The sequence below is a fragment of the Acinetobacter sp. ANC_7588 genome (assembly GCF_056783995.1).
The window spans coordinates 61,154-84,102 of record NZ_JBWYIU010000001.1; the positions used below are offsets into that span (position 1 = coordinate 61,154).

18 protein-coding genes are annotated in these 22,949 nt (G+C 38.8%); 5 read left to right on the plus strand and 13 right to left on the minus strand.

Annotated elements, in window-relative coordinates:
• Positions 1-5: 5 nt before the first annotated feature.
• On the minus strand, positions 6-1,958 hold the full coding sequence (mutL, locus tag AC1M9J_RS00310) for a DNA mismatch repair endonuclease MutL (protein WP_481951668.1): 1,953 nt from the start codon (positions 1,956-1,958) through the stop codon (positions 6-8).
• An 8-nt stretch (positions 1,959-1,966) separates the two neighbouring features.
• Positions 1,967-2,434: a tRNA (adenosine(37)-N6)-threonylcarbamoyltransferase complex ATPase subunit type 1 TsaE gene (gene tsaE, locus AC1M9J_RS00315; RefSeq protein WP_481595451.1), complete on the minus strand. Its 468-nt coding sequence runs from the start codon at positions 2,432-2,434 to the stop codon at positions 1,967-1,969.
• 116 nt (positions 2,435-2,550) lie between these two features.
• Here tsaE and AC1M9J_RS00320 point away from each other — a divergent pair, with 116 nt between their 5' ends.
• From AC1M9J_RS00320 to AC1M9J_RS00330, 3 genes are all read left to right on the plus strand, one after another.
• Positions 2,551-3,474, plus strand: coding sequence for an RluA family pseudouridine synthase (locus AC1M9J_RS00320; RefSeq protein ID WP_481951669.1), 924 nt, complete (start codon positions 2,551-2,553; stop codon positions 3,472-3,474).
• A gap of 106 nt (positions 3,475-3,580) precedes the next feature.
• The gene (locus AC1M9J_RS00325) at positions 3,581-3,883 is read left to right on the plus strand and encodes a type II toxin-antitoxin system RelB/DinJ family antitoxin (protein WP_092766206.1); all 303 of its coding nucleotides are present in this window, start codon (positions 3,581-3,583) and stop codon (positions 3,881-3,883) included.
• Positions 3,884-4,004: 121 nt separating this feature from the next.
• Positions 4,005-4,448 carry a GNAT family N-acetyltransferase gene (locus tag AC1M9J_RS00330; protein ID WP_035264628.1) on the plus strand — a complete coding sequence of 148 codons (444 nt, stop codon included), beginning with the start codon at positions 4,005-4,007 and terminating at the stop codon, positions 4,446-4,448.
• A gap of 56 nt (positions 4,449-4,504) precedes the next feature.
• Here AC1M9J_RS00330 and AC1M9J_RS00335 read toward each other — a convergent pair whose 3' ends face one another.
• Positions 4,505-5,227, minus strand: a complete 723-nt coding sequence (locus AC1M9J_RS00335) for a pseudouridine synthase (RefSeq protein WP_481596916.1) — start codon at positions 5,225-5,227, stop codon at positions 4,505-4,507.
• 123 nt (positions 5,228-5,350) lie between these two features.
• Here AC1M9J_RS00335 and AC1M9J_RS00340 point away from each other — a divergent pair, with 123 nt between their 5' ends.
• Together AC1M9J_RS00340 and AC1M9J_RS00345 are read left to right on the plus strand one after the other, a co-directional pair.
• The gene (locus AC1M9J_RS00340) at positions 5,351-5,803 is read left to right on the plus strand and encodes a DUF441 domain-containing protein (protein WP_092766204.1); all 453 of its coding nucleotides are present in this window, start codon (positions 5,351-5,353) and stop codon (positions 5,801-5,803) included.
• A 120-nt stretch (positions 5,804-5,923) separates the two neighbouring features.
• Entirely contained in the window at positions 5,924-6,775 is an 852-nt protein-coding gene (locus tag AC1M9J_RS00345; protein WP_481951670.1) for an alpha/beta hydrolase family protein, read from the plus strand.
• 49 nt (positions 6,776-6,824) lie between these two features.
• Here AC1M9J_RS00345 and gltS read toward each other — a convergent pair whose 3' ends face one another.
• The 10 genes from gltS to AC1M9J_RS00395 form a co-directional block, all read right to left on the minus strand.
• Complete coding sequence (gene gltS / locus AC1M9J_RS00350) at positions 6,825-8,048, minus strand: sodium/glutamate symporter (protein ID WP_481587009.1); 1,224 nt, start codon at positions 8,046-8,048, stop codon at positions 6,825-6,827.
• 122 nt (positions 8,049-8,170) lie between these two features.
• Positions 8,171-8,413: a hypothetical protein gene (locus AC1M9J_RS00355; protein ID WP_481951671.1), complete on the minus strand. Its 243-nt coding sequence runs from the start codon at positions 8,411-8,413 to the stop codon at positions 8,171-8,173.
• Positions 8,414-8,633: 220 nt separating this feature from the next.
• Entirely contained in the window at positions 8,634-8,900 is a 267-nt protein-coding gene (locus AC1M9J_RS00360) for a hypothetical protein (protein ID WP_481606988.1), read from the minus strand.
• The gene (locus tag AC1M9J_RS00365; RefSeq protein ID WP_481951672.1) at positions 8,893-11,010 is read right to left on the minus strand and encodes a hypothetical protein; all 2,118 of its coding nucleotides are present in this window, start codon (positions 11,008-11,010) and stop codon (positions 8,893-8,895) included. Before AC1M9J_RS00365 ends, AC1M9J_RS00360 begins: the two co-directional genes overlap by 8 nt.
• A 121-nt stretch (positions 11,011-11,131) precedes the next feature.
• Positions 11,132-13,771, minus strand: coding sequence for a bifunctional aconitate hydratase 2/2-methylisocitrate dehydratase (locus AC1M9J_RS00370; RefSeq protein ID WP_481951673.1), 2,640 nt, complete (start codon positions 13,769-13,771; stop codon positions 11,132-11,134).
• 290 nt (positions 13,772-14,061) lie between these two features.
• Positions 14,062-14,331, minus strand: coding sequence for a hypothetical protein (locus tag AC1M9J_RS00375; protein WP_481951674.1), 270 nt, complete (start codon positions 14,329-14,331; stop codon positions 14,062-14,064).
• A 142-nt stretch (positions 14,332-14,473) separates the two neighbouring features.
• Complete coding sequence (locus AC1M9J_RS00380; RefSeq protein ID WP_035267099.1) at positions 14,474-14,851, minus strand: hypothetical protein; 378 nt, start codon at positions 14,849-14,851, stop codon at positions 14,474-14,476.
• A gap of 73 nt (positions 14,852-14,924) precedes the next feature.
• The gene (locus AC1M9J_RS00385; protein ID WP_481595461.1) at positions 14,925-15,359 is read right to left on the minus strand and encodes an I78 family peptidase inhibitor; all 435 of its coding nucleotides are present in this window, start codon (positions 15,357-15,359) and stop codon (positions 14,925-14,927) included.
• Between the two features lie 118 nt (positions 15,360-15,477).
• On the minus strand, positions 15,478-20,001 hold the full coding sequence (locus AC1M9J_RS00390) for a translocation/assembly module TamB domain-containing protein (protein ID WP_481595462.1): 4,524 nt from the start codon (positions 19,999-20,001) through the stop codon (positions 15,478-15,480).
• Positions 20,002-20,044: 43 nt separating this feature from the next.
• Positions 20,045-22,801, minus strand: a complete 2,757-nt coding sequence (locus AC1M9J_RS00395; RefSeq protein ID WP_481595463.1) for an autotransporter assembly complex protein TamA — start codon at positions 22,799-22,801, stop codon at positions 20,045-20,047.
• Positions 22,802-22,949 lie beyond the last annotated feature (148 nt).

Below are 22,949 nucleotides of genomic sequence, written 5' to 3' on the forward strand. Positions count from 1 at the left end.
TACAATTACTCTCCTCGAGCAAATAATTTATCTAATTGACTAAGTGGAAAAGCTCTCCAAGTCGGTCGTCCATGATTACATTGACTTGCAAACTCAGTTTGTTCCATCTGCCTCAACAGTGCATTCATTTCAGAAATACTTAACATTCGATGCGCACGCACTGCGCCATGACATGCCATCCCTGCCAAGATATGGTCTCTTTTTTGTTGTAAAGCACTGGCCTCATCATTGGGATCAAGATCATTCAAAAGTTCTGGGATTAATGCATTAAAATCAGCTTTGTGCAAAATAGCAGGCACACCTCGCACTATCACTTGCTCATCGCCATATTGATCAATTTCTAAACCAAGCCGCGCCAACTGAAGCTTAAGGTCTTCGATACGCGTGGCTTGCATGCGTGTAATTGAAATCACTTTTGGAATAAGCAACTGCTGTGATGTCCAAAATTCAGGTTTATCCCAAGCAGATTTCATTTGCTGCAACAAGATTCGCTCATGCGCAGCATGCATATCCACAATGATCAAACCTTCAGAATTTTGCGCCAGAATATAAATTCCATGAAGTTGTGCAATTGCAATCCCCAAGGGGAACTCATCAACTCTAGACGATGTTGATTCTATCTCAGCATCATGAGGAACTTCAAAATTAGATGACGTTTCTTTCAAAGGTGCCAAATAAGATTTGAGTGCATTACTGATATTAGAATTTAAATAAGGCTGGCTCGGCGCACTATATTGAACTGACTGAGGCTGTTTAACACTAAAATCTGTTAAATAGCCCTCATGACTCGATTCCTGCAACGTCTGGGACATAGGGGGCGATGCTGGAGCATTTTGATGCAGATTAAATTGCTCTTGATAACGTGGTAACTGTACTGATGGTGCGATGACATCTTGATCAAGCTTTAAAGCCTGGGCTAAATCCGCAGTCGCAGTTTGAAATTGCGACAAAGTTTCTTTGGCAAAATGACGTACAAATTCGTGTACTTCACGTTGATTCAAAAATCGAATTTCATGTTTAGTCGGATGCACATTCACATCAATAAATTCAGGATCAACTTCTAAGAACAACAAATAAGCTGCATGTTGATGCCCATGCAAGATGCCATCATAGGCCATTCGCAAAGCATGAGAGATTGTTTTATCTTTTACGATACGACCATTCACGTACATATACTGCAAATCACTTTGTGCTCGAGCATCAGAAGGATGACCTAACCATCCTGATAAGCGCATATTGACACTATCAGCATCGATCCAATACGCATTTTCCGTAAATTGTCGACCTAAAAGCTGCTGTACACGTTGAAATCTGAGTTGACCACTGTCTGCGACAGGCAAATTTAAACGAATAGCACCATTATGTTCCAGCACAATCCGAATATCGAAATGCGTTAAGGCTAAGCGCCGTACGATTTCTTCAATGTGACCAAATTCCGTATTTGGCTTTTTTAAAAACTTTCGTCTTGCTGGCACATTAAAAAATAAATCTTGTACACGTATGTGTGTGCCTTGCTGAGTAGCAACAGCTTGAATCTCTTGATGATCAAAGGCCGTGCCGTTTACTTCGACCTGATAACCAATTCCTGAATCATCACGACTACTGGTCAAGGTCAAGCGCGAAACAGCAGCAATGGAAGCCAAGGCTTCTCCGCGAAAACCTAAGCTCATAATTGCATGTAAATCTTCAGCAGTTTGAATTTTACTGGTCGCATGACGCATGACCGCAAGCGGCAGATCCTCAGGATGAATTCCTTTGCCATTATCGATAATCTCAATCAGCGTACTACCGCCTTGTTCGACTCGAATGATTAATTCAGTCGCACCTGCATCAATGGAGTTTTCTAGAAGTTCCTTCACCACTGATGCAGGACGTTCAATTACCTCTCCCGCAGCAATTTGGTTTGCTAATGCAGGAGATAAGGTTTGAATTCGATTCAAGCTAAGATCATACGCCATAGAATTATTTAAAACTGTGTCTTTAATTTTGCGAGTAAAGCTTCATCATTTGAAGAAATCGTGACATGACGTACTGATTCATCATCAGATTTCTCAATATTCAAGATAACATCTGCATTTGGAATTTCGTCACCACCTTTAGAGGGCCATTCAAACAAGAATAGCGCATCAGCAATATCCAGATAATCACGAAGACCCATCAACTCAAGTTCATAAGGATCATTCAAACGATACAAATCAAAATGAAAGACATCCTGCTGATTGATTTTATAGGGTTCAACCAGTGTATAAGTCGGGCTTTTAACCGCACCACGATGACCTAAATTTTGCAGCCAATAACGCGTCAGGGTGGTTTTACCCGCACCCAAATCTCCAATGAGGTATATGACACCCTTTTCAATACACTGCCCTAAACATGCAGCTAATTTTTGAGTATCTGCTTCATCATTTAAGTTGAGTTGAAAAGAATATTGCATCTGGATCACATTAGACATCTGTTGAAGAGGTATAATAGCATGCTCCTGAACAGTGCCTATCTAGACTTGTTCAAAAACTCATTCATCTGATCATTTTTTTATTCTGTTGTCTTGTTATGCCAAAATCAAATTCAGAAAGTGCCCCAAGTTTTACGCCACCGATGATCAATGGTGTAACAGCCAGCAAAGTATTTCTTCCAAATCTACAAATCTCCCCAATTACGATTTATGATTTTCTCATTCAAGCCTTTTCTCATATAGACGCACTGGAGTGGCAACAACGTTTTCAAGATGGTCTTATTTATAATGCAGATGGCAATAAACTTTCAATCAACTCGGCGTATCAACCTAATTCTCATATTTTTTATTATCGTTTTTTAGCAAACGAAATTCATGTTCCGTTTAAGGAAAAAATTTTATACGAAAACGATGAACTGCTCGTGGTGGATAAACCTCATTTTTTAACCATGAGTCCGACAGGTCAATATGTTCAAGAAACCTTATTGGTGAGATTAAAGCAGTTCACTGATAATCCTCATCTCACACCGATTCATCGTTTAGACCGCGAAACAGCAGGTGTTGTTTTATTTTCAAAAAAAGTCGAAAGTCGCGGAGTCTATCAACAACTTTTTGCAGATCGAAAGGTATCCAAAACATATCAAGCCATCGCACCTTACTCAAAAGAATTAGTCTTTCCACGAACAGTTGAATTGCGCATGGAAAAGGGAAATCCATTTTATATAATGAAAGTATGTGAAGGCGTCACCAACTCTGTCACTGAAATTGACCTGATAGAACACAATTCACAGTGGGGACGATATATTTTGAAACCACTGACCGGTAAGCAACATCAACTCCGCGTTCACCTCAATGCGCTCAACATTCCAATCAAAAATGATCCTTTTTATCCGCTAATCGCGCATAAAGCTGAGGATGATTTCAGTGCTCCGTTGCAATTACTTGCTGATGAGCTTCAATTTATTGATCCGATATTAAATATTGAAATGCACTTTAAAAGCACGCAAACACTGACATTGTAGATTCATTGTAATGACATATTTATATAATTTTCACGTTCAGACATTGAAATTACATTTACTTAGATTAAAATAAGCACTTAAATTTAGAGTCGTTTGGTTTTAATTCATGAGAAAAACAGAAGTTTATCAAGTCCGACTTGACTCACAAGAAAAAAAACAAGCCTTTGCAGTTTTTAAGCAATTGGGGATTACACCAGCGCAAGCAGTGCGTTTATTTTTCAAACAAGTTGTACTGACAAAGTCCATTCCTTTTGCAATCGAAAATCAAACGATCAACATGGATCAATTGTTGAAACTCAAAAAGCTTAAGCAAGAACAACAAGATTCCAATACTACAACTTCGAGTTTAGATGACGACGATTTTTTTGCAGAATTGAATGCACTTTTGGGTGAAAGCGATAAAGATTAATTTTTGACATAAGTTAACTTTGTCGTATTTCTAAACAATTTAATTTACAGCGCCCTGCGCAAATATGTTTAGCTCTTCATCATAACAAGATTAAAAATAATGATCTGAGGAGAGCTCAACAGTGATAGTACGGAAAGCCACAACAGAAGATCTCAATCAACTCGCTGTACTTTTTGATGAATACCGACAGTTTTATGGTGCATCATCCAATATTCAACAATCCTATGATTTTCTAAAACAGCGATTCGAAAACCAACAAAGTGTTATTTTTATTCACATCAAAAATGATGTAATCACTGGGTTCGTGATTCTTTATCTAGGTTTTTCGTCCCATGCTTGTTCAAGCTACTACATTTTAGATGATGTATATGTCACTCCAATTTATAGAAGACAAGGTTCAGCTAAACAACTCATTGACACTGCAATTTTGTTTGCACAATCCGAAAAAGCCAGTCGAATTTCATTAGAAACACAACGAAGTAACTTTCAATCTCACCAACTTTACGAAAAGATGGGCTTCGTCAAAGACAATGAATTCCAAACCTATCATTGCTTTCTATCTTAAGGCATTACATAACATATCGTCTTGAGAATAGAGTCTTTAGCATTGATGATTTAAATCTAAAGGAGTTGAGCATCTGGACTTTGATTTTTTGCGGCGAGTATTTGCTGTTCAGTGAGATAGCAATATTCACCTTCAGCAAGCTGATCTAATTTTAATTGTCCAATTTGCAGTCGATGCAATGATTCAACACGATTTCCCACAGCAGCAACCATACGTTTAACTTGATGATAAACACCTTGATGCACTGTAAATTGTAGGTGTTGTTCGCTTATGAGTTGAATGTCTGTTGCTTGAAACAATCCTGTTTCATTGCGAAGCTCTACACCTTGACCCAATTGAATGATTTGCTGCTCAGTGACTGGATCTGCTGTATGCATTTGATAAACTTTAGGAACATGTTTTTTAGGATGAGTCAGCGCTTGCAGAAATTGTCCATCATCTGTAAGTAACAATATACCAGTCGTGTCTTGATCTAAACGTCCGACTGTTTGCACTCCCCTTTGCAACAATATGTCATCGATTAATTCAAACACGCTGAAGTGATGCGTCGCTTGATGCGAGCATTCATAGCCTACAGGTTTATTGAGTGCTATATAAACTTTTTCACGATAAGTATATTCATCGTTATACACGTGGAAGCTAAGACCTTGAAGCTTCAGTTTATATTTCGGGTCCGTGATCACAGTACCATCAATGACCACTGCACCAGCTTTAATTAATTGTTGACAATATTTTCGTGATCCAAAGCCTTGAGACTGTAACATTTTTTCCAGAACCATGAATCACTTCCATTACTTACAATATTCGTTGAAATTTAAAGGATGCCATCTGAATGCAGACTTTAAATCAGTTAAACTATTATAACTTTCAAGTACTGTCCTGATAAGCACTGGATCTTCTTTATGTCTCAATTAGACCTCAATTTAATCGTTCTAATCATTTTATTGGCATGTGGAATATTCAGTCAAAATACAGCTGTCACAATTGCAGTCGCAGTACTTATTGTTTTTCGTATCACCCCTTTAAACGAGTATTTTCCATTGCTTCAACAGCATGGTTTAAATATCGGCATTATTATCCTCACCATTGGCGTACTCACGCCAATTGCCAGTGGCACCATTCCGGGTAAAGATATCCTCAAATCATTCTTGAGCTTAAACTCAATTTTAGCTATTGGAATCGGGTTACTGGTGGCATGGTTAGGTGGTCGTGGCGTAACGCTTATGGCGAATCAGCCAAATATTGTCGCTGGACTTCTGATTGGTACTGTAGCAGGTGTGGCTATTTTACGTGGCGTCCCTGTTGGACCTTTAATTGCAGCAGGAATACTTTCCATTATTATTGGCACTTCTTGAAACAGGTTGCTTTCACGACTGAACAGTCATTTCACAAACGCAACAGTCATTATTTGTTGGTTTGATCTTTTAGAACTGCAGTAAAGTATTTTGATTACGGATACATGCACAGTTTAAATTATGCAAAAAATTAAAATTATTCGTCAGGATCAATACGAACTCGCTGCTACCTTTTTTCCTGCCGAGCATTCAAAGCGTCTTCCCGTCTTGGTGTGCCCTGCCACTGGAATTACTCAAAAGTTTTATCATCGATTTTGCGAATGGCTTAACCAACAAGGCTATGCCGTAATGGTGTTTGATTTTAGTGGTATTGGTGCTTCTCTTTATGGCCCATTGAAGCAATCCAAAGCAAGTATTGTGCAATGGGGACAGTTAGATATTCCCGCTGCGATTGATCAACTCTTACAACTTACCCATGCCAAGCAAGTTATTCTTGTTGGTCACAGCGCCGGCGGACAACTCATTGGGATTACCCCAAATCATAATAAAGTTGCAAAAGTCGTTGCAATTGCAGGTTCGACTGGGCATGTAAAAGGGCTCAAAGGTCGTACGAAACTACTTGCCCCTGTGATGTTTAAAGGTATTTTTCCTCTCGCACGTATGATGCTCGGTTACGGCCCTACCCAAGCCATTGGTATGGGGGAAAATCTACCGAAAGATGTTGCACGTGACTGGGCTCAATTTTGTAGTCAACCAGGCTATGTTATTAATGCAATTGGCAAAACGGTTACCCTAGATCAAGATTATCACAAAGAGATACGAATTCCTGTCACGGCCATTTGGGCAAGTGATGATGAGATTGCAACCGAAGCAAATGTTCAGGATTTACTTCGTTTGTATCCTAATGCACCTACTGAAGCGATCGAACTCAAACCCAAAGAGCTTGGCCATAAAGCGATTGGACACATGATGATGTTCAAACAGTCGCATCAAAATATTTGGCCGATGATCGAATCTCAACTGCATATATAAGTCTCCATAAGTAAAAAACCGCCTTTAAGGCGGTTTTTTTAAACTTGCTCTATCCCAATATCCCAATGGAGAGCTGGATCACTATCGCATTTACAATATCGATGAAAAATGCACCTGTCAGTGGAATGAGTAAGAATGCTTTGTGTGAAGGACCATAGGTATTGGTTACTGCTTGAATATTGGCAATAGCCGTTGGCGTCGCACCCATACCAAAACCACAATGACCTGCTGATAAAACCGCAGCATCGTAGTTGCTCCCCATCACCTTAAATGTCACAAAAGCAGTGTATAAAATCAATACCAGCATTTGCACAATCAGAATCGTGACTAACGGACCTGCCAAATCTGCTAATAACCACAGTTGTAGTGATAACAATGCCATAGATAAATAAAGTGATAAAGATGCATTTCCAAACACGTCAATCGCACGATCAAAGATATTTACTTTGAATACATGTTCAAGCAGATTTCTCAAAATCACACCTGAACCTAGCGCCCAAACAAAGGTTGGAAGCTCAAACCATTTACCCTGACTAAAATCTGTCATTAAGTTTGCCGTGAATATACAAAGTGCAAACATACCAAGGGTCGAAACCGCATTACTTGCAGTAATTAAGCGTGTCTTTTTTGGATATTCAAATGGTGCAGATTTTAACTGATCATCCAATTGTGATTCGTTTTGATCATTGTCAATTTTGTTAGCCAGTTGATGACGTTTAATTAAAAATTTAGCAACTGGACCGCCAACGATACCACCAATGATCAGACCAAAGGTCGCACTTGCCATACCCAATACAATAGCACCTTGAATGCCATGCTGGGTTTCAAGCACTTGGCCCCATGCACCTGCCGTGCCATGACCACCCGTTAAGGTGATTGAACCCACAATTAAACCAATAAGAGGATCTAAGCCTAAAACCGTCGCTAAACTCACCCCAACAATATTTTGAACGATCACAAATCCGATCACACAGAACAAAAATATAAATAGGGCTTTCCCGCCATCTTTTAATTTAACAAAATCTGCACCTAAGCCCACAGAGGTAAAGAACATCAGCATTAAAATGCTTTGAATTTGCGCATCAAATGTGGCACTGATATTAAAGAATTTAAATAAGATGAATGCTGTAATTGCTGCGACCAAACCGCCAATCACAGGTTCAGGTAAATTGTAGTTTTTAAAGAATTGGACTCGGTTGACAAGGTATCGCCCAATAAATAGAAAAAATACGGCAATCACGATGGTGCCAAAGGCATCAACTTCAAAATTCATTGTATTTCCCTAATATTTTAATTTTAATCAATTTTCACAAAGATTATTGCTTTATTCAGCTACTGAAATGTAATTTTTCAATGATTTATAGGCAGTACATTTATTTGTACTGCACTGTTGGTTTATTGCGATTGTTTTCTTCTTTGTTCTCGAATTGATTCGCGAACTCGATCTGGCTCGACTACACCTAGGTGGTGCTGATTGTAATAGCGCTGTTTATCGTATTCAGACATGTTTACTGTTTCATCTTTATATCTCTGATAACGTGCGTCTTCTTCTGAATCAGAATTTTTAATCTCCACGCTTGAACATGCAATGAGCGATAGACTGATTAAACTTAATGTAAGTAGGCTTTTCATATTCATGCTGTGTTCATTTTTTGCTTATTCTATTTATTTCACCTTTCTAGATTGTTGCTGTCTGTTTTATTTATGGTTACGTGCTTGTAAGATTTTCGCAGTAGTCGATTTGAATTTATATTCGATTCAGCATGACGAATCTATTTGAATGTGTTTTAATGCAGGCAGTATGAGATGAGCCTTATATGAGTATCACGTGAGTGGTACGACTAGCCCCGTTAATTTTTTAATTACGGGGCTTTTTCATGGGCTTTCTTTTTCGGTAGATGACGGTTTCTCCATATTTTTGAAACACCCACTCTTTGGCTTGTTGGTCGGTGATGTTTTCAAACACGTAGTAGTCATGATCCCATGCTTCTTGATGGAAAATGACCTTCTTCGTATAAGTTTCATTCTTTCCGTTGGTCATACAAACAAAGCTGTCGCCTTGGTCTTTAATTTGTGTTCCGTTGAGGAAGCCACCGATACAGAGGAAGCGGGGGTGTTTAAACATTCAATTTACTCAGCATACTATTCATATAATTATCATAATTCCCAAGTTGATTTTTCCAAAATCTATCATTCTCAATATCATCAATAAACTGTACAACATCAACAGGATTCGCTTCTTTCTCTAGATCAAATGAATCATCTATGAAGGAGTTCATAAAATCAGCCTTTCCATTTAAAGATATAATGATTTCATCCATAGATATTTTTAAATGATTTTCAAAATATTGGTGATCAAATTCTAATGTTGTATCTATAATCCAAGAATGAATTTTTACATCATCTAAATTTTCAAAATATTGCTTCAAAAATTCATTTCTAATGTAGGTCACTTTTTTAGATAGTTGATAAGCTGCTTTATTTAACGTGAAGTTTCGATATTCATAGATTTCTTGAATACTACTTTTAATATAAGTTGATTTTACTTCTGCAACAATGACAAAATTTTCATATATTGCGATTAGATCAATTTCGCCAACTTCTCTATCTAGAGGTTGATATTGGCAAATTACCTTAAATCCAACATTCTTAAATTTCTCAGCTAAGTTTAATTCAATCTTATCTGTTTCATTTTTAAGCTCCAAACGATTTTTATGTAGCTTGCGCACATAATTAATCATCATCGAATTTACATTTTGAAATGCAGTTAGCCATGGAAATTGAAAAACAAAATCATCAATTTTGTAAAATGGTTTTTGTTGAAATGTGGAATAATCATCTTCACTGTACAAGTCACAAGTCCAAAAATTCAAGATTTGTTCCATTTTCTTTTTTTTGACAGAATTTGAACTACCTTTTATCCAAGATGACATTCTTTTAATCTTGTCTTCTTGCCTAGCAAATGTGAAAGGCATTCTATTTTCACCGATCATAAAACCATGCATAGTGAGTCGCATTAAGGCTTGCAAATTACTTTGAGAATGAGGTAAAAAACTTATAAATTTTTCAATATGATCTTTTAAATAATGGGCTTGCGATAAAGTCATGGTAATCATGGTTTCATACGCATCAAGTTTTTGATTGTTAATACTGAAGTCTACAATCCCATAGACGTGATCTAATTGTTCTTGGATACCAAATGCTTTTGATAAAGCAATTGCATTAGCTTCTAAATTCTCACCAGTATTTATAATGCTATACACAACATCTGAGTTTAAAAGTTTTTTAGTACCTATACTTAGCCAATAATTTAATAATAAAGAGTGTTTTTTAAACCAAACATCTTTATCTTTTTTTGCATTTGTATAAATTAGTTCACAATTTTTGAATTTATAATTTACATCTTCGTCAAAACAAAATGACTCAAGTACATTTCTTTGGTAGTTAATAATCTCAACTTTTATTGCCACAAGTTTTTTATATAATTCATATTGCTGTAGAAGCTGTGGTGTCATCCCGTCTTCAATCAACAAAGGCATAAGTTTATTTTTTAATGCTAAAGCAATTGACTCTTCAGATAATTTTTTAGTATTTTTTTTTGATGTTTTAACAATTTCATCAAAAGCATTCCACACTGTTTGTGCCGAATTATTTTCATTTCTATCAAATTGATAAGGCAAATAATCAAAGTAATCTTGATTTGGAATCAAATACTCATAAGCATATAAACTGCCAAAAGCCATAGCTGTAATTTGACCGATATTCAGCCTATTCTTAATATCATCATAAATTTCTAATCGATGCGTATATTGTGATTGTAAATACTCTACAGTCTGAAAAAAACTAGTAAGGGTTTCATTTGTAAATTCTTGTTCAATTTCCCTTAGTAGACACCATGAATAATGAGCAGAATGAAGTATTATCCCTGAATAACGTACTGCCAAAATAAAACTTTGAACATCAAGTTTTAAATAATTTAGACAAATATTTTTATCAATCGAATTTAAACGAATATATTGACTTAATGCGAGAATATAATTTTGACTTTTTATATCATCAACAGTGAGTAATTTAATAAAACTTGATTGCCAGAACATATCAAATTTATTTTTAAAAACTCCATGTTTGGGTTGTGAACTTTTATACAAAAGTTCTTGTACAATTTTTTCTTTTGCTAGTTCTGGACCAAAATTCAAAAACAAAGCATCGAATTTATTTTCATAATAATTTTGCATAAAAATAAGGGCTGATAAATCAGCCCTTATCTTATATTGCTTAACGCTTAATTTTCAAGCAAATCATAGATTTACTCTTGCGCTAGGGAAAAGCCTTTCGGCTTTTCTTTACCCTAGCTCATTAAGACAATTGAGCAGCAGCAATTTTCTTCGTATCAACGTCTTTAGCAGCGTCTGTATAGTCGTTCATTTGATCGAAGTTCAAGTACTTGTAGATATCCGCAGACATGCTGTCGATTTGAGCAGCATACTGTTGGTATTCTTCAGGAGTTGGCAACTTACCAAGTACCGCAGCAACAGATGCAAGCTCAGCAGAAGCCAAGTAAACGTTTGCACCTTGACCTAAACGGTTCGGGAAGTTACGCGTAGAAGTAGATACAACAGTTGTATTTGGAGCTACACGTGCTTGGTTACCCATACATAATGAACAACCTGGCATTTCTGTACGCGCGCCAGCTTTACCATAAGTATTGTAGAAACCTTCTTCCATCAATTGGCGTTCGTCCATACGAGTTGGAGGAGCTAACCAAAGACGAGTAGATAAAGAACCACCAGGTACTTTGTCTAAAAGTTTACCAGCTGCACGGAAGTGACCGATGTTAGTCATACAAGAACCGATGAATACTTCATCAATTTTGTCGCCTTGAACGTCAGAAAGAAGTTTTGCATCATCTGGATCGTTCGGGCAGCAAAGGATAGGTTCTTTGATGTCAGCAAGGTCGATTTCATACACTTTCGTGTATTCAGCGTCAGCATCAGCTTTAAGAAGTGATGGATTAGCTAACCATTTTTCCATGTTCTCAACACGGCGCGCCATAGTACGAGCATCGCCATAACCTTCAGAGATCATCCACTTCAACATCGTGATGTTTGAACGAAGGTATTCAGCAACTTTCTCTTCAGAAAGTGTGATCGCACAACCAGCAGCAGAGCGTTCAGCAGAAGCATCAGATAGTTCGAATGCTTGCTCAACAGTTAAGTCAGTTTCCATTTCTGATAAGTCGATCTCTAAGATACGACCAGAGAAGATGTTTTTCTTACCTTTCTTCTCTACAGTTAAGTCACCTTCTTTAATTGCGTAGTAAGGAATCGCATGTACTAGGTCACGTAAAGTGATACCAGGTTGCATTTTACCTTTGAACTTCACAAGAACTGATTCAGGCATATCAAGTGGCATAACACCAGTTGCTGCAGCGAACGCTACAAGACCAGAACCCGCTGGGAAAGAAATACCGATTGGGAAACGAGTATGCGAGTCACCACCAGTACCTACTGTATCTGGAAGAAGCATACGGTTTAACCAAGAGTGGATAATACCGTCACCTGGACGTAGTGATACACCACCACGGTTCATGATGAAATCAGGAAGCGTATGTTGCATTTGAACGTCAACTGGTTTTGGATACGCAGCAGTATGACAGAAAGATTGCATTACGAGGTCAGCAGAGAAACCTAAGCAAGCTAAGTCTTTCAATTCGTCACGCGTCATTGGACCTGTTGTATCTTGAGAACCAACAGTTGTCATCTTAGGTTCGCAGTAAGTACCTGGAAGTACACCTTGACCTTCTGGAAGACCACAAGCACGACCAACCATCTTCTGAGCAAGCGTGAAGCCTTTGCCAGTTGCAGCTGGTTGAACTGGAGTACGGAACAAGTCAGAAGCAGGAAGACCCAATTCTTCACGTGCTTTAGTAGTCAAGCCACGACCAATGATCAAGTTAATACGACCACCCGCACGTACTTCGTCTAGAAGTACTGGAGTTTTTAACTCAGCTTCAGCAATTTGAGCGCCATCTTTGAACGCTGTAACTTTTGCAGTCGCTTTGTCAATCTTTAACGTGATTTCGTCGCCCATGTTCATGTTTGCAACGTCGATCTCAACAGGTAACGCACCTGCGTCTTCCATAGTGTTGAAGAAAATCGGAGCAATCTTAGAACCTAAGCAGTAACCGCCTTCTTTCTTGTTTGGAATGTGAGCGATTTCGTCACCAAAGAACCAAAGCACAGAGTTTGTAGCAGATTTACGAGAAGAACCTGTACCAACAACGTCACCCACGTAAGCAACTTGGTTGCCTTTCGCGATTAAGTCTTTGATTTGGCTTAATGGACCAACTTCACCAGGAACTTCTGGGTTAATACCATCACGTACGTTTTTAAGCATTGCATTCGCGTGTAACGGAATGTCTGGACGGCTCCAAGCGTCTTGTGCAGGTGACAAGTCGTCAGTGTTAGTTTCGCCAGTAACTTTGAAAACTGTAAGTTTGATTTCTTCTGGAACGTCTTTACGGCTAGTGAACCATTCAGCGTCAGCCCAAGATTGAAGAACAGCTTTCGCGTTTTCGTTACCTGCTTTTGCTTTATCAGCAACGTCATGGAACGCATCGAAAACAAGAAGTGTTTTCTTAAGCGCTTCAGCAGCTAAAGCACCAAGCGCTGCGTCTTCTAATAATTCAACTAAAGGAGCAACGTTGTAACCACCAAGCATAGTACCTAGTAAGTAAACCGCACGCTCTTTAGAAACTAATGGAGAAGTCGCTTCACCTTTCGCCAAAGCAGCCAAGAAAGCAGCTTTTACGTAAGCAGCTTGGTCAACACCTGCTGGAACACGGTTTTCAAGCAAATCAACTAAGAATGCTTCTTCGCCAGCTGGTGGATTTTTTAATAATTCAACTAATGCAGCTGTTTGAGCGTCATCAAGTGGCTTCGGTGGGACTCCGAGTGCGGCACGTTCTGCAACGTGTTGGCGGTAAGCTTCTAGCACGGTGTTATTCCTCTTCTTTAAAAAATTACTTGCAATATCCTGCTTATAAAGCCTGCAAATAATATGGACTGCTAAATTTTACTAAAATTCCGGTTAAAAGTTAATGCAAGAAGAGTGTTTCTTTGTGATGACCATTATTTTCTTACTAAATGATCTCTCTTCTGATTACTCATTGCTCAATATGTTGTTTTATCGAACAATTCTGACATTAACATGAAGTTTTTACGGATCTGAAATAAATAAAAGGCAACAAGATGTTGCCTTTTAAATTCTTTTTTGACTATTCAACCTTAGTGGACAGTCGTGCGATCTAAATATTGTTGCAGACTTTCTCGTGTTCCTTCGAATCTGACCAGAATTTCATCATCATGTAGCATGCGGTGTTCGGCACAGGCAAAACTAATGTGTACCTGATAAATTTTGGCATGTTCATTGATCATATTTTTAAGATAGACTCGATCCCCTAAACTTAGGACGTAATGGCTGCCATTAATTACAGCAACACCATTCTCATCTTCAAGCAGAAGATCGGCATTATTCAAGTATGCGACCACTTCCATTGTTCCGCTCCTTTTGTTTTATTTATCTTATTTTTATATAAGCTTTTCTATTTTAATGCTAATCAAAATTTGTAATTAATTTCGACAAAAAAAGGGAAACTTACGCTTCCCTCTTATTTATGGTCGATCTTATTGTGGCGCCTTAAAACTGTTTGTAGTCAGGCAGATTATCTTTATCGTAAGGAGTGGCTAAACACTCATCCGTTGCTTCTTTTTTGAATTTAGCCATTAGTGCATCACGATCCACTTCTAATTGATTCGCAGGATAAGCATAGACCTTCTCAATTTGAGCATCTACAAATTTCTTCGTCGTCGGATCGGTCAGTTTAGAAGCATGTTCGACCGCCGCAGTTTTCTCGATACCATTTTGACGGTCTAGCAAAATAGATCGTGCAGCATTACCAATACTGGTACAGTAACCATGCCAGACTTCTTCAGGGGTTAGTGGTTTTTTTTCTTCACAAGCACTGAGCAAAACGGCTGAACCAAGTACAGCACCCAGAATCACGAATTTGTTCATACATCTCTCCTGTTGCGGCTATGATAATCGAGTTAAACCGAATAGGAAATCGTGTAATGACATTTCTCGTTCATTAGCCACAGCTTGAGCGAATAATTTTATTCTGATCATCCACGGTTACTGTAATACGATCATTTCGATAATCCATAGTAACCAGATCATTTGGTCCGACACGGCGAATAATTTTGGCTTTGGTTTTATTCAAAATCTGTTGATCATCAAGATTATGCATACCGACTAATTTTTTCGCTTCTTCAGGCTTGCAAATATTTTGATGATGTCTAAATAGTTCCCATTCCTCTACCACAACACCATCTGGCAACTGGCAATAACCCACTTGACCATTTGCCTCATCACGTATTTCTAATTTTCCACCTTGTTGAACACAAAATTTGCTTGCAGGATTAGCCATTCCAATTTTTGGAGTAAGTTGCTCAGTTTGAGTGGTTTGACAGCCCGCCATGAGTGTTGCTGCTATCATCGCGATGAATATTGCAATTGTTTTCATTTTTTAAATCTTTCTTGTCCGATAAATTTTAAGTCTAGCATTTTAACAATAGGGCTTAAATTTAATTTCGGTTTATACAGTGAATTAAAAAGGGCTTCGATTGAAGCCCTTTTACCTTTTAGAATCTCCAATTGTAGAAAATATCAATGGCTTTTTCTAAAGACTGACTTGCTTCCAGATAGAGTCTTTGGTTCATCTGATATCGTAGCGTCAATTTATTGACTGGCGTAAAGACACCAACACCATAACGGATATATAAATCAGGGGTCAGATAACCTGTCACACTCACTTGAGTGTCATCGCCTGTTCCTTGCGCATCAAGAGCAAGACCACTTAACCCAAATGTCTGTCCAATTTGATTGGTTAAAGCACGTGTACCACCAAGCCCTAAGCTAATCCCCGCTGCAGCAATGGTATTGTTCACATCTGACTTAAAGCCTTCTGCTTGACTCAAGCTACTTGAACCTTCATTGATTCGACCTGTAATTAAGGCATTCATTGCTTCTTGTTCAGACAACCCGGCATCATTAAAGACTTGGATATTTGGACTGCTTGCAGTTCCAGTAACACGCACACCAACTGTACTGCCTGAAATGAGTTTACTTGCTTCAACCTCAAGGGTTGGGTTGGACAATGCGCCATTGAAACGTGCAATTGCACGACTTAATTCTAAAGACTGCCCATAAGCTTCAATGGTAACGCGTTTACTTACACCAATCGCACCATTGGCACGCATGGCAGTTTCTAATCCGCGTTGCGTTAAATAAATTCGCCCAAGTAATGGAATACGACTATTAAAGCCTTGGAAAATTACTTGGTTTCCTAAATTTAATTCTAAGTCAGCGCGGATATCCCATGGCTTTGCAGCCTTAAGTACCGCGAGTTGGTTATCACCTTCACGTACCACTCGAACATCGGCTGATAAAGGCACTACGGACGCGCTCGATTCTGGCATTGAAATCAGCGCACGCGGAACTTCAACTTTACCATTCAAAGTTAACTGCTTACTGATAGGACGTGCATCTAAATCCATTTCAGTGTTCAGAACAGCTGTGATTAATGGTGCTTGGCGAATAAATAAATTATCACCTTTGAGTTTTAAACGAATTCTAGGATCATTTTTCCAATCGATATCACCCGTTAACTTGCCCACACCTCGACCACTATTGAAAGCGCCATCGATCGTCGCTTGGTTTTGACGAATAGATGAATACAGCTGAATATTCGTGAGATTAACAGGTAACGAAATCATGCTGATTGAACCATTTTTAAGTCGCATTTCGCCGTTAAATAACGGTTGAGTCAATGTCCCACTGATTTTACCCGCAAGGGATAAATTACCATCGATTTTACGCACATCCGAAATGAATGGTTTTAAAATTTTCAGTTGTACTTGACTCAGAGCAACTTCACCACGCATTGGTTTCGAATCAACAAATGGATTCACCACAACATTTGCATATCCAGTCCCAATATTCGGAGCTTTCAAATCAGCACGAAGTAATAATCCTTCACGAATACTTCGTGCAATAAGACTTACTTCATCGTAGTTCATCGTGGTGCTGATATCATCTGGATCGGCAGCTGCTAGACCGACAACACCATTACGCGTAACAAGTTTGGCATCGATTTTTGGTTGAATGCCTTGCCCCCAAGACGCTTTAGCATAACCATCCATTTTACCCGTAATTGCGAAACCTTCAGGCATAAATGCGGCAAAGTCACCAAGATCTAAATTCCGACTCACAAATGAGGCGCTACCTTTGGTCTTACTCACACGTAAGGGCTGATCGAAGCAAAGTTGGCTTTGATTACTGGTCCAGCAATGAGCACCCACAAATAATTCTGTTTTCGCAGTATTATAAATCACAGGTGCAGGTTGGGCCTGTTTTAAATGCGCGCGTGCTGAGTCAAAGTCACCTTTTTGAATTTGACCTAACCAATCATTCGCAGGATTAAATCCACCTGCCAGTTGTACATAAAATTTAGACAGCTTGTTCGCGGCTTGGACTTTCAATAAATGTGCTTTTCGCGTGCCAGCAATCGAGACTTCAGCGTTTTGAATCTCACGATTGCCACTTCTTAAACTGTCCATTCTTGCAGTTAATGCAGTAGGCACTGTATCTGAAGTTGGTAATTCCCCTTGGATGTTGAGTGATTTGATACTGACAAGATCATTGAAACCAAAGTTATTCACCTTCACATTCGCAGTTGCTGACAATCTCGGTTGAGACTGCACATTAACAAAACCTTGCGCACGACCACGTAAACCAGGATAAAGCTCAAATAATGCAGGCGCGTCAATCTTAACGCGAAGATTCTGAGCATTCCCTTCGGCTTGAATCTGATTCTGCGCATACACCAAATACAAATTATTGGCTTCAAACTGTTGTGGCAAGAAACCTGTCTGATTCGAATTAAGAATTACAGCAAGATTACCTTTTGCTCTCAGCGGTTTTTTATTGATCATGCCAGCGAGATTGAGTCGATCAATATTAATTTTTTTCAAACGATCTGACCAAACACCATCCGTTTTGACATTACCTGAAATTTCCCCTTTAACACTTGAAACAAAATAATGAGGCTTAAAGCGTATTAAAGAAGCATTAATGTCCCATCCGATTCCATTGGCTAAATTGACTAAACCATTGGCATTGATCTGACCCGCAGCACCATGATGTTTAAATTCGGAAATATTGATGCGCTGAGGTGTGCCTGCTACACGTATTTTAAGCTGACCATCCCCTTGTGGCAGTTGGCTTGCATGTAATGCACCATCATAATTGACTGCGAAGCCTTTAAAGCCACCACCCGACTTTTCATCATGTAGAAGAATGGCTGCTGTACTTGAGCCAGTCAGCTTAATTGTTTCCGGTGGATTTTGATTGGCAAGTTGACCTGAAAGATTGATCTGATTTAACTGAATAATTTGCTGGTTAGGTCGAGCAAAGCCACTCGCTTGAATTTGTCCATTTAATAAATTTACAGGAGCAGCAGAACTGATGGTTTGCGGATTAAAGTCTTTTGCATTAAGCACCGCATTCCACTTCAACTGTCTTTGATCAGATGGTAATTCAACCTTGGCATTTGCTTGTAAAGATCCTTTTCCATCTGCTTGATAGATAAATGAAGGAACATGAAGATCATTACCTTTAAGGTCTAATTGGGCATTGTATTTGCCAGCAGGTAAAGTTCCTTTTTCATTTGCACCAACTACGGTTGCCACATGAATATTTTGTTGACCTTCAACTAAAGCAAGTTTTACATCCCCAGATTCACTACTTAACCAACCAATGTACGGAACAGCACGATCAATATTTTTCCAAGCGACATCTAGCAACATTGGATTCGGTTTATTATTTTTTTGTTCAGCTTGATTAAGATTTAAATTCCATGTTTCATATTGGTCAAAATCAATAAGTGCTGTGAGAGCTAATCCCTCCTCTAACGACCCAGCTGAGGCAATTTTGGCATCCAAACGTTCTGGCAGAAAATCTTGCACCACCTGTGGAATCACTTTATCTTTAGGATTGATTTTATCTAAGCGACCTTGCACATCCCAAGTGACTTTATCCTTCCATCCTAAGACACCCGCAAGATTCAGCGCCCCATTCATCAATTGACCATTCAGGTTTGAAATATTCAATTCATTGACGAGATCTGTATGCGCCAGCGCAGTATATTGTCCTTGAGGAATATTTTTACCAGAAATATCGGTATTAATATCCAAATTCAAACGTTGGATATCTCCAGAAAACTTAGCAACTCCTTGTTTAGATAAGAGCTCCTGTTCTAGCATTAAAGGCCAGTGATAATCTTTAAAGTTTAAAGCACCTTGCATCGGTACATTTTTGCGAACTGGATGTACCACTGCCCAACCTGTTAATAAATCAGGGGTACGCGTGGCAATGCCCGCTTGAATGGTATCTAAAGAGCCTTTTGCATGGAGATAAATATCCTCAACGTTGATCGACTTTAAAGATGGGAGTCTTACAACTGCTTGCGCATCTAACGGATATTTACCTTTAAAATCCATCTGACCTGTTGCTTTTTTTACAGACAAATAACCCATATCAAACTGTGAATCTTCAAACTTAAGCTCAGTACCTGACCATAGTGCTTCGTTTAGGATAATGTCATTAAATTGTACTTTAGAACTTGAAGTCTGAATGACCAATTGATCGATATCGGCTTGATCAACACGTAAAACAAAAGGGAGTTTAATTTCACTAAACTTAAATGGCTCATCACTTGGCGGTGACTTGTTAATGACACGCAAATTTCGGACATCGGCACGATTCAAATGAATTTCTTTATCTAATATGGCACGCCAACCCAAAGTGACATCAGCTCTATCAATTTTCACATCAACTGATTTCAGCGTCACCAATACATTTTTTAGAATGATGCCTTGAAGTAAATTTCCACCTTCATATTCATACTGAATAATCTGTTGAGTGGACAAAGCACGGTCAAGTAAGAATTTACTGCCTTTGTCTGTTGAAAACATTACGGCAAGCGAAGCCACAAAAAAGATCAGAATAAATAAAATGATCAGCAATACACGGCGTAATAAACTTCGCTGTGGCGTCACGTTTTGATCAGGTTGTTGCTCTGGTTGCTGCTCGATGTCTTCAGCCATACTTATTCCAAAAAATGTTTGAGTACTTTTATTATCTTAAATATTAAAGTTGCGGCCCGATAAAGAAATGTAGACGAATAGGTTTACCAGGATCAGATATCCCCGATGCCACATCTAGACGAATTGGACCAATTGGAGAGTTCCAGCGGATTCCTGCTCCTATGCTATATTCAGTATCATTGGTAAATTTTTCATCATAAGCATTACCAAAATCACTAAATAACGCGGCGCGCCAGCCTTCTTTAAATTGGTAATTGTACTCTAAAGTCCCAATCGCACGCGCTTGACCTCCGACTTTATATCCAAATTCCACAGGGGACAAACTCTTATAGTCAAAGCCTCGTAGACTTTGGTCACCCCCTTCAAAGAATCTCAAGTTATAGGGCACTTTTTGAAAATCTTCTGTGATGATATAACCGAGGTTTGCCCCACCAATGAATTGATGATCATTGTTACTGCCTAATGAATATAAAAATTTCCAGTTCGCATTTACAATCGCCATATCAGCATCGGATAGCAGGCTCTCACTCCCCAATTGGATTTTGTAGTTTTGTTTAAATCCTTTAGTCGGATTCAATCGATTATCACTGGTGACTTTAGTGGCTTCATAACCAAGTAATAAAGATTGCTGCTCATCATTACCCGTTGCAACGACAAACTCTGGGATTTCATCCCAATTGGTATCTGGGTCAAGTGTCTCAGGAATATCACCTTCAATCGTCATACGATCTAGACGATAACGCACACCAAAAATATGCTGCCAATCACGACGCGCTCCTTTAATAATTCTGTCAGCTCCGGCAACAGCGGATTCCACGATGAGATTTAATCCATTCCCAATTTCATCACGATCTTCACGCTCGTAACCACCAACTAGACTGACATAATCATTTAATGGGTGTTTATATGGAATATTATAACGACCATCAATTGATTGTCTGACTTGTGACAACTCTAAGTTTGCATCAAACGAATGACCACGATCATTCACAATAGAACGGCGGTACTGACTTCGTAAGCGTACACCTGTATCAGTACCATAACCAATACCCGCTTCAACACTATTTAATTTATCCGCATTCAATGTCACGATGACAGGGATTTTTTTCTCTTCACGTGCTAAGGCTTGTAAACGCTCAGTTTCTTCCTGCTTGGCTTGCGCTTGATTATCAGCATCATTACGCTCTTGCAAAGTACGACGTTCATTTCCACCCGCAAATTGAGTTTCATCTGCCACATTCTGCGTGACTTCTTCTGATGAACTTGCCTGTTGTTCAGCCTTTTCTTGACCTGTTAATAAACTTCTATCAATTTTTTGCTCATCCACTAAAGCCTGCAAATCAGGTGCGAGTTCAAGCGGCTTAATAATTGGATCAGGTTTAACAGCGTCAACAAGGCTATAGTTAAAATAACGTGAATTGGTTAAGTTGTTGGCTAATACATTTACACGCCATGCGGTAAAGTCTGCACCTTCTTGCCAAGGAGCTAAGGTTCTTAAAATATCTTCACGAATCGGTAATTTTTTTGATGGATCACTCATTCTAAACTGCACATCATCCAGCTTATAACGTTCACCTGTTTCCATCTTCAAATTTATATCTGCTTGATTTTGAGGGCGGGCCAACATGACATCGTGCATTCGCCAATAATAATCAAAGAAACCATTGTTATTCGCCGCTTCAATGATTCGAGCTTTTGTCGCTTCATATTTACCATGATCGAAAATATCACCCACCTCCAAATCAGGAAGCACTCGAATCACTTGCAATTGAGCAAGATTCTGCCCAGGCCCAGTAAATTCAATATTTTGTTCTCGCACCACTACTGGATTATGAGGTGTGACATTGACACTTACTCGGTTATCACTGACTTTTTCAAACTTAAATTCAGCATCGTAATAACCTACGGCTTGTGCAGCTTGGACAGTCATATTACGGAGTTGCGGGACGGCAGCATTGAAATCTGAAAATGACTCAACAGTGAATGATGATAACTTTGCTTTGATATTGTCCGCGAGTGGTTTTGGTGCGCCCGTAACATCTGCGGTAATACGTGGCACAGCAGCGGGCTGATTAAGACGTGGAGGACGTATTTTGTAGAAAATGCGTTTAAACACATTTACTTTTTCTGGTTCTTTATTTTCAGGTTCTTGGGTTTGAACGGATAATGAACGTCCTTCCACATTTTCAGACACCTCAATCTGACGATCAGACTGAATATTTTGCATCAACTGATCAATGTTGACTGGCGCTTTTGTTAACTCAGCCTCTGAAATGTCAATCGCAGGTAGATCTTGTACTTGAATGGCTGGAGTCGTCAATCCCGATCTGAAATTTTGCGCTTCCTGCTTGGCTTCTTCAGCGACTGATAAAATTTCATTGGCAAGTCGAGGGTCCACACTCTCCTCAGGCAGCAACTCCAAATCATCAAATTCTATCGGCTTGAATTGCTCTTGTGGACTCAATTGCTCTTGCTGCTGAAGCATTTCATAACTATTAAAATCATCTTGCCCACTCAACTGATCTATTTTTTGATCAATACTTTCAATTTTCTCTTTTGACAATCCCTGTTGCTGCGCAACGTTTTCAATTTTTTGTTTATTATTTTCGATGGCTTGTACGGATGTCGCAGGCTCAAGCTCCTGACTTGATACCACTGTGTCAGCTGCAAATAACACAGGTGAAGAAAGCGCACCTAAAAAAACACTTGCATATAACCATTTATTGATATCATTTGATATCCATGTGTGCTGTACACATTGGGAAAGTAATGATTTTTTAAATTGTGTTTTCGATGGCATACTGCGCTCTGAATACTTTATATTTTAAATAGAAAATACGGATTTTTCACTCAAGCTAACTGAATCAAATTTCTAGTATTTTCGAAATTTTTAGGATGAAAATATGATACATGATTTTCCGATATTGTTACTAAATCATCACATTTCT

Coding starts and splice junctions, on each gene's coding strand:
- AC1M9J_RS00390 (WP_481595462.1), bottom strand. CDS start 20,001: ATGGCTGAAGACATCGAGCAGCAACCAGAGCAACAACCTGATCAAAAC.
- AC1M9J_RS00395 (WP_481595463.1), bottom strand. CDS start 22,801: ATGCCATCGAAAACACAATTTAAAAAATCATTACTTTCCCAATGTGTA.
- AC1M9J_RS00365 (WP_481951672.1), bottom strand. CDS start 11,010: ATGCAAAATTATTATGAAAATAAATTCGATGCTTTGTTTTTGAATTTT.
- AC1M9J_RS00345 (WP_481951670.1), top strand. CDS start 5,924: ATGCAAAAAATTAAAATTATTCGTCAGGATCAATACGAACTCGCTGCT.
- AC1M9J_RS00355 (WP_481951671.1), bottom strand. CDS start 8,413: ATGAATATGAAAAGCCTACTTACATTAAGTTTAATCAGTCTATCGCTC.
- AC1M9J_RS00335 (WP_481596916.1), bottom strand. CDS start 5,227: ATGGTTCTGGAAAAAATGTTACAGTCTCAAGGCTTTGGATCACGAAAA.
- AC1M9J_RS00385 (WP_481595461.1), bottom strand. CDS start 15,359: ATGAAAACAATTGCAATATTCATCGCGATGATAGCAGCAACACTCATG.
- gltS (WP_481587009.1), bottom strand. CDS start 8,048: ATGAATTTTGAAGTTGATGCCTTTGGCACCATCGTGATTGCCGTATTT.
- AC1M9J_RS00340 (WP_092766204.1), top strand. CDS start 5,351: ATGTCTCAATTAGACCTCAATTTAATCGTTCTAATCATTTTATTGGCA.
- AC1M9J_RS00360 (WP_481606988.1), bottom strand. CDS start 8,900: ATGTTTAAACACCCCCGCTTCCTCTGTATCGGTGGCTTCCTCAACGGA.
- mutL (WP_481951668.1), bottom strand. CDS start 1,958: ATGGCGTATGATCTTAGCTTGAATCGAATTCAAACCTTATCTCCTGCA.
- AC1M9J_RS00375 (WP_481951674.1), bottom strand. CDS start 14,331: ATGGAAGTGGTCGCATACTTGAATAATGCCGATCTTCTGCTTGAAGAT.
- AC1M9J_RS00320 (WP_481951669.1), top strand. CDS start 2,551: ATGCCAAAATCAAATTCAGAAAGTGCCCCAAGTTTTACGCCACCGATG.
- AC1M9J_RS00325 (WP_092766206.1), top strand. CDS start 3,581: ATGAGAAAAACAGAAGTTTATCAAGTCCGACTTGACTCACAAGAAAAA.
- tsaE (WP_481595451.1), bottom strand. CDS start 2,434: ATGCAATATTCTTTTCAACTCAACTTAAATGATGAAGCAGATACTCAA.
- AC1M9J_RS00380 (WP_035267099.1), bottom strand. CDS start 14,851: ATGAACAAATTCGTGATTCTGGGTGCTGTACTTGGTTCAGCCGTTTTG.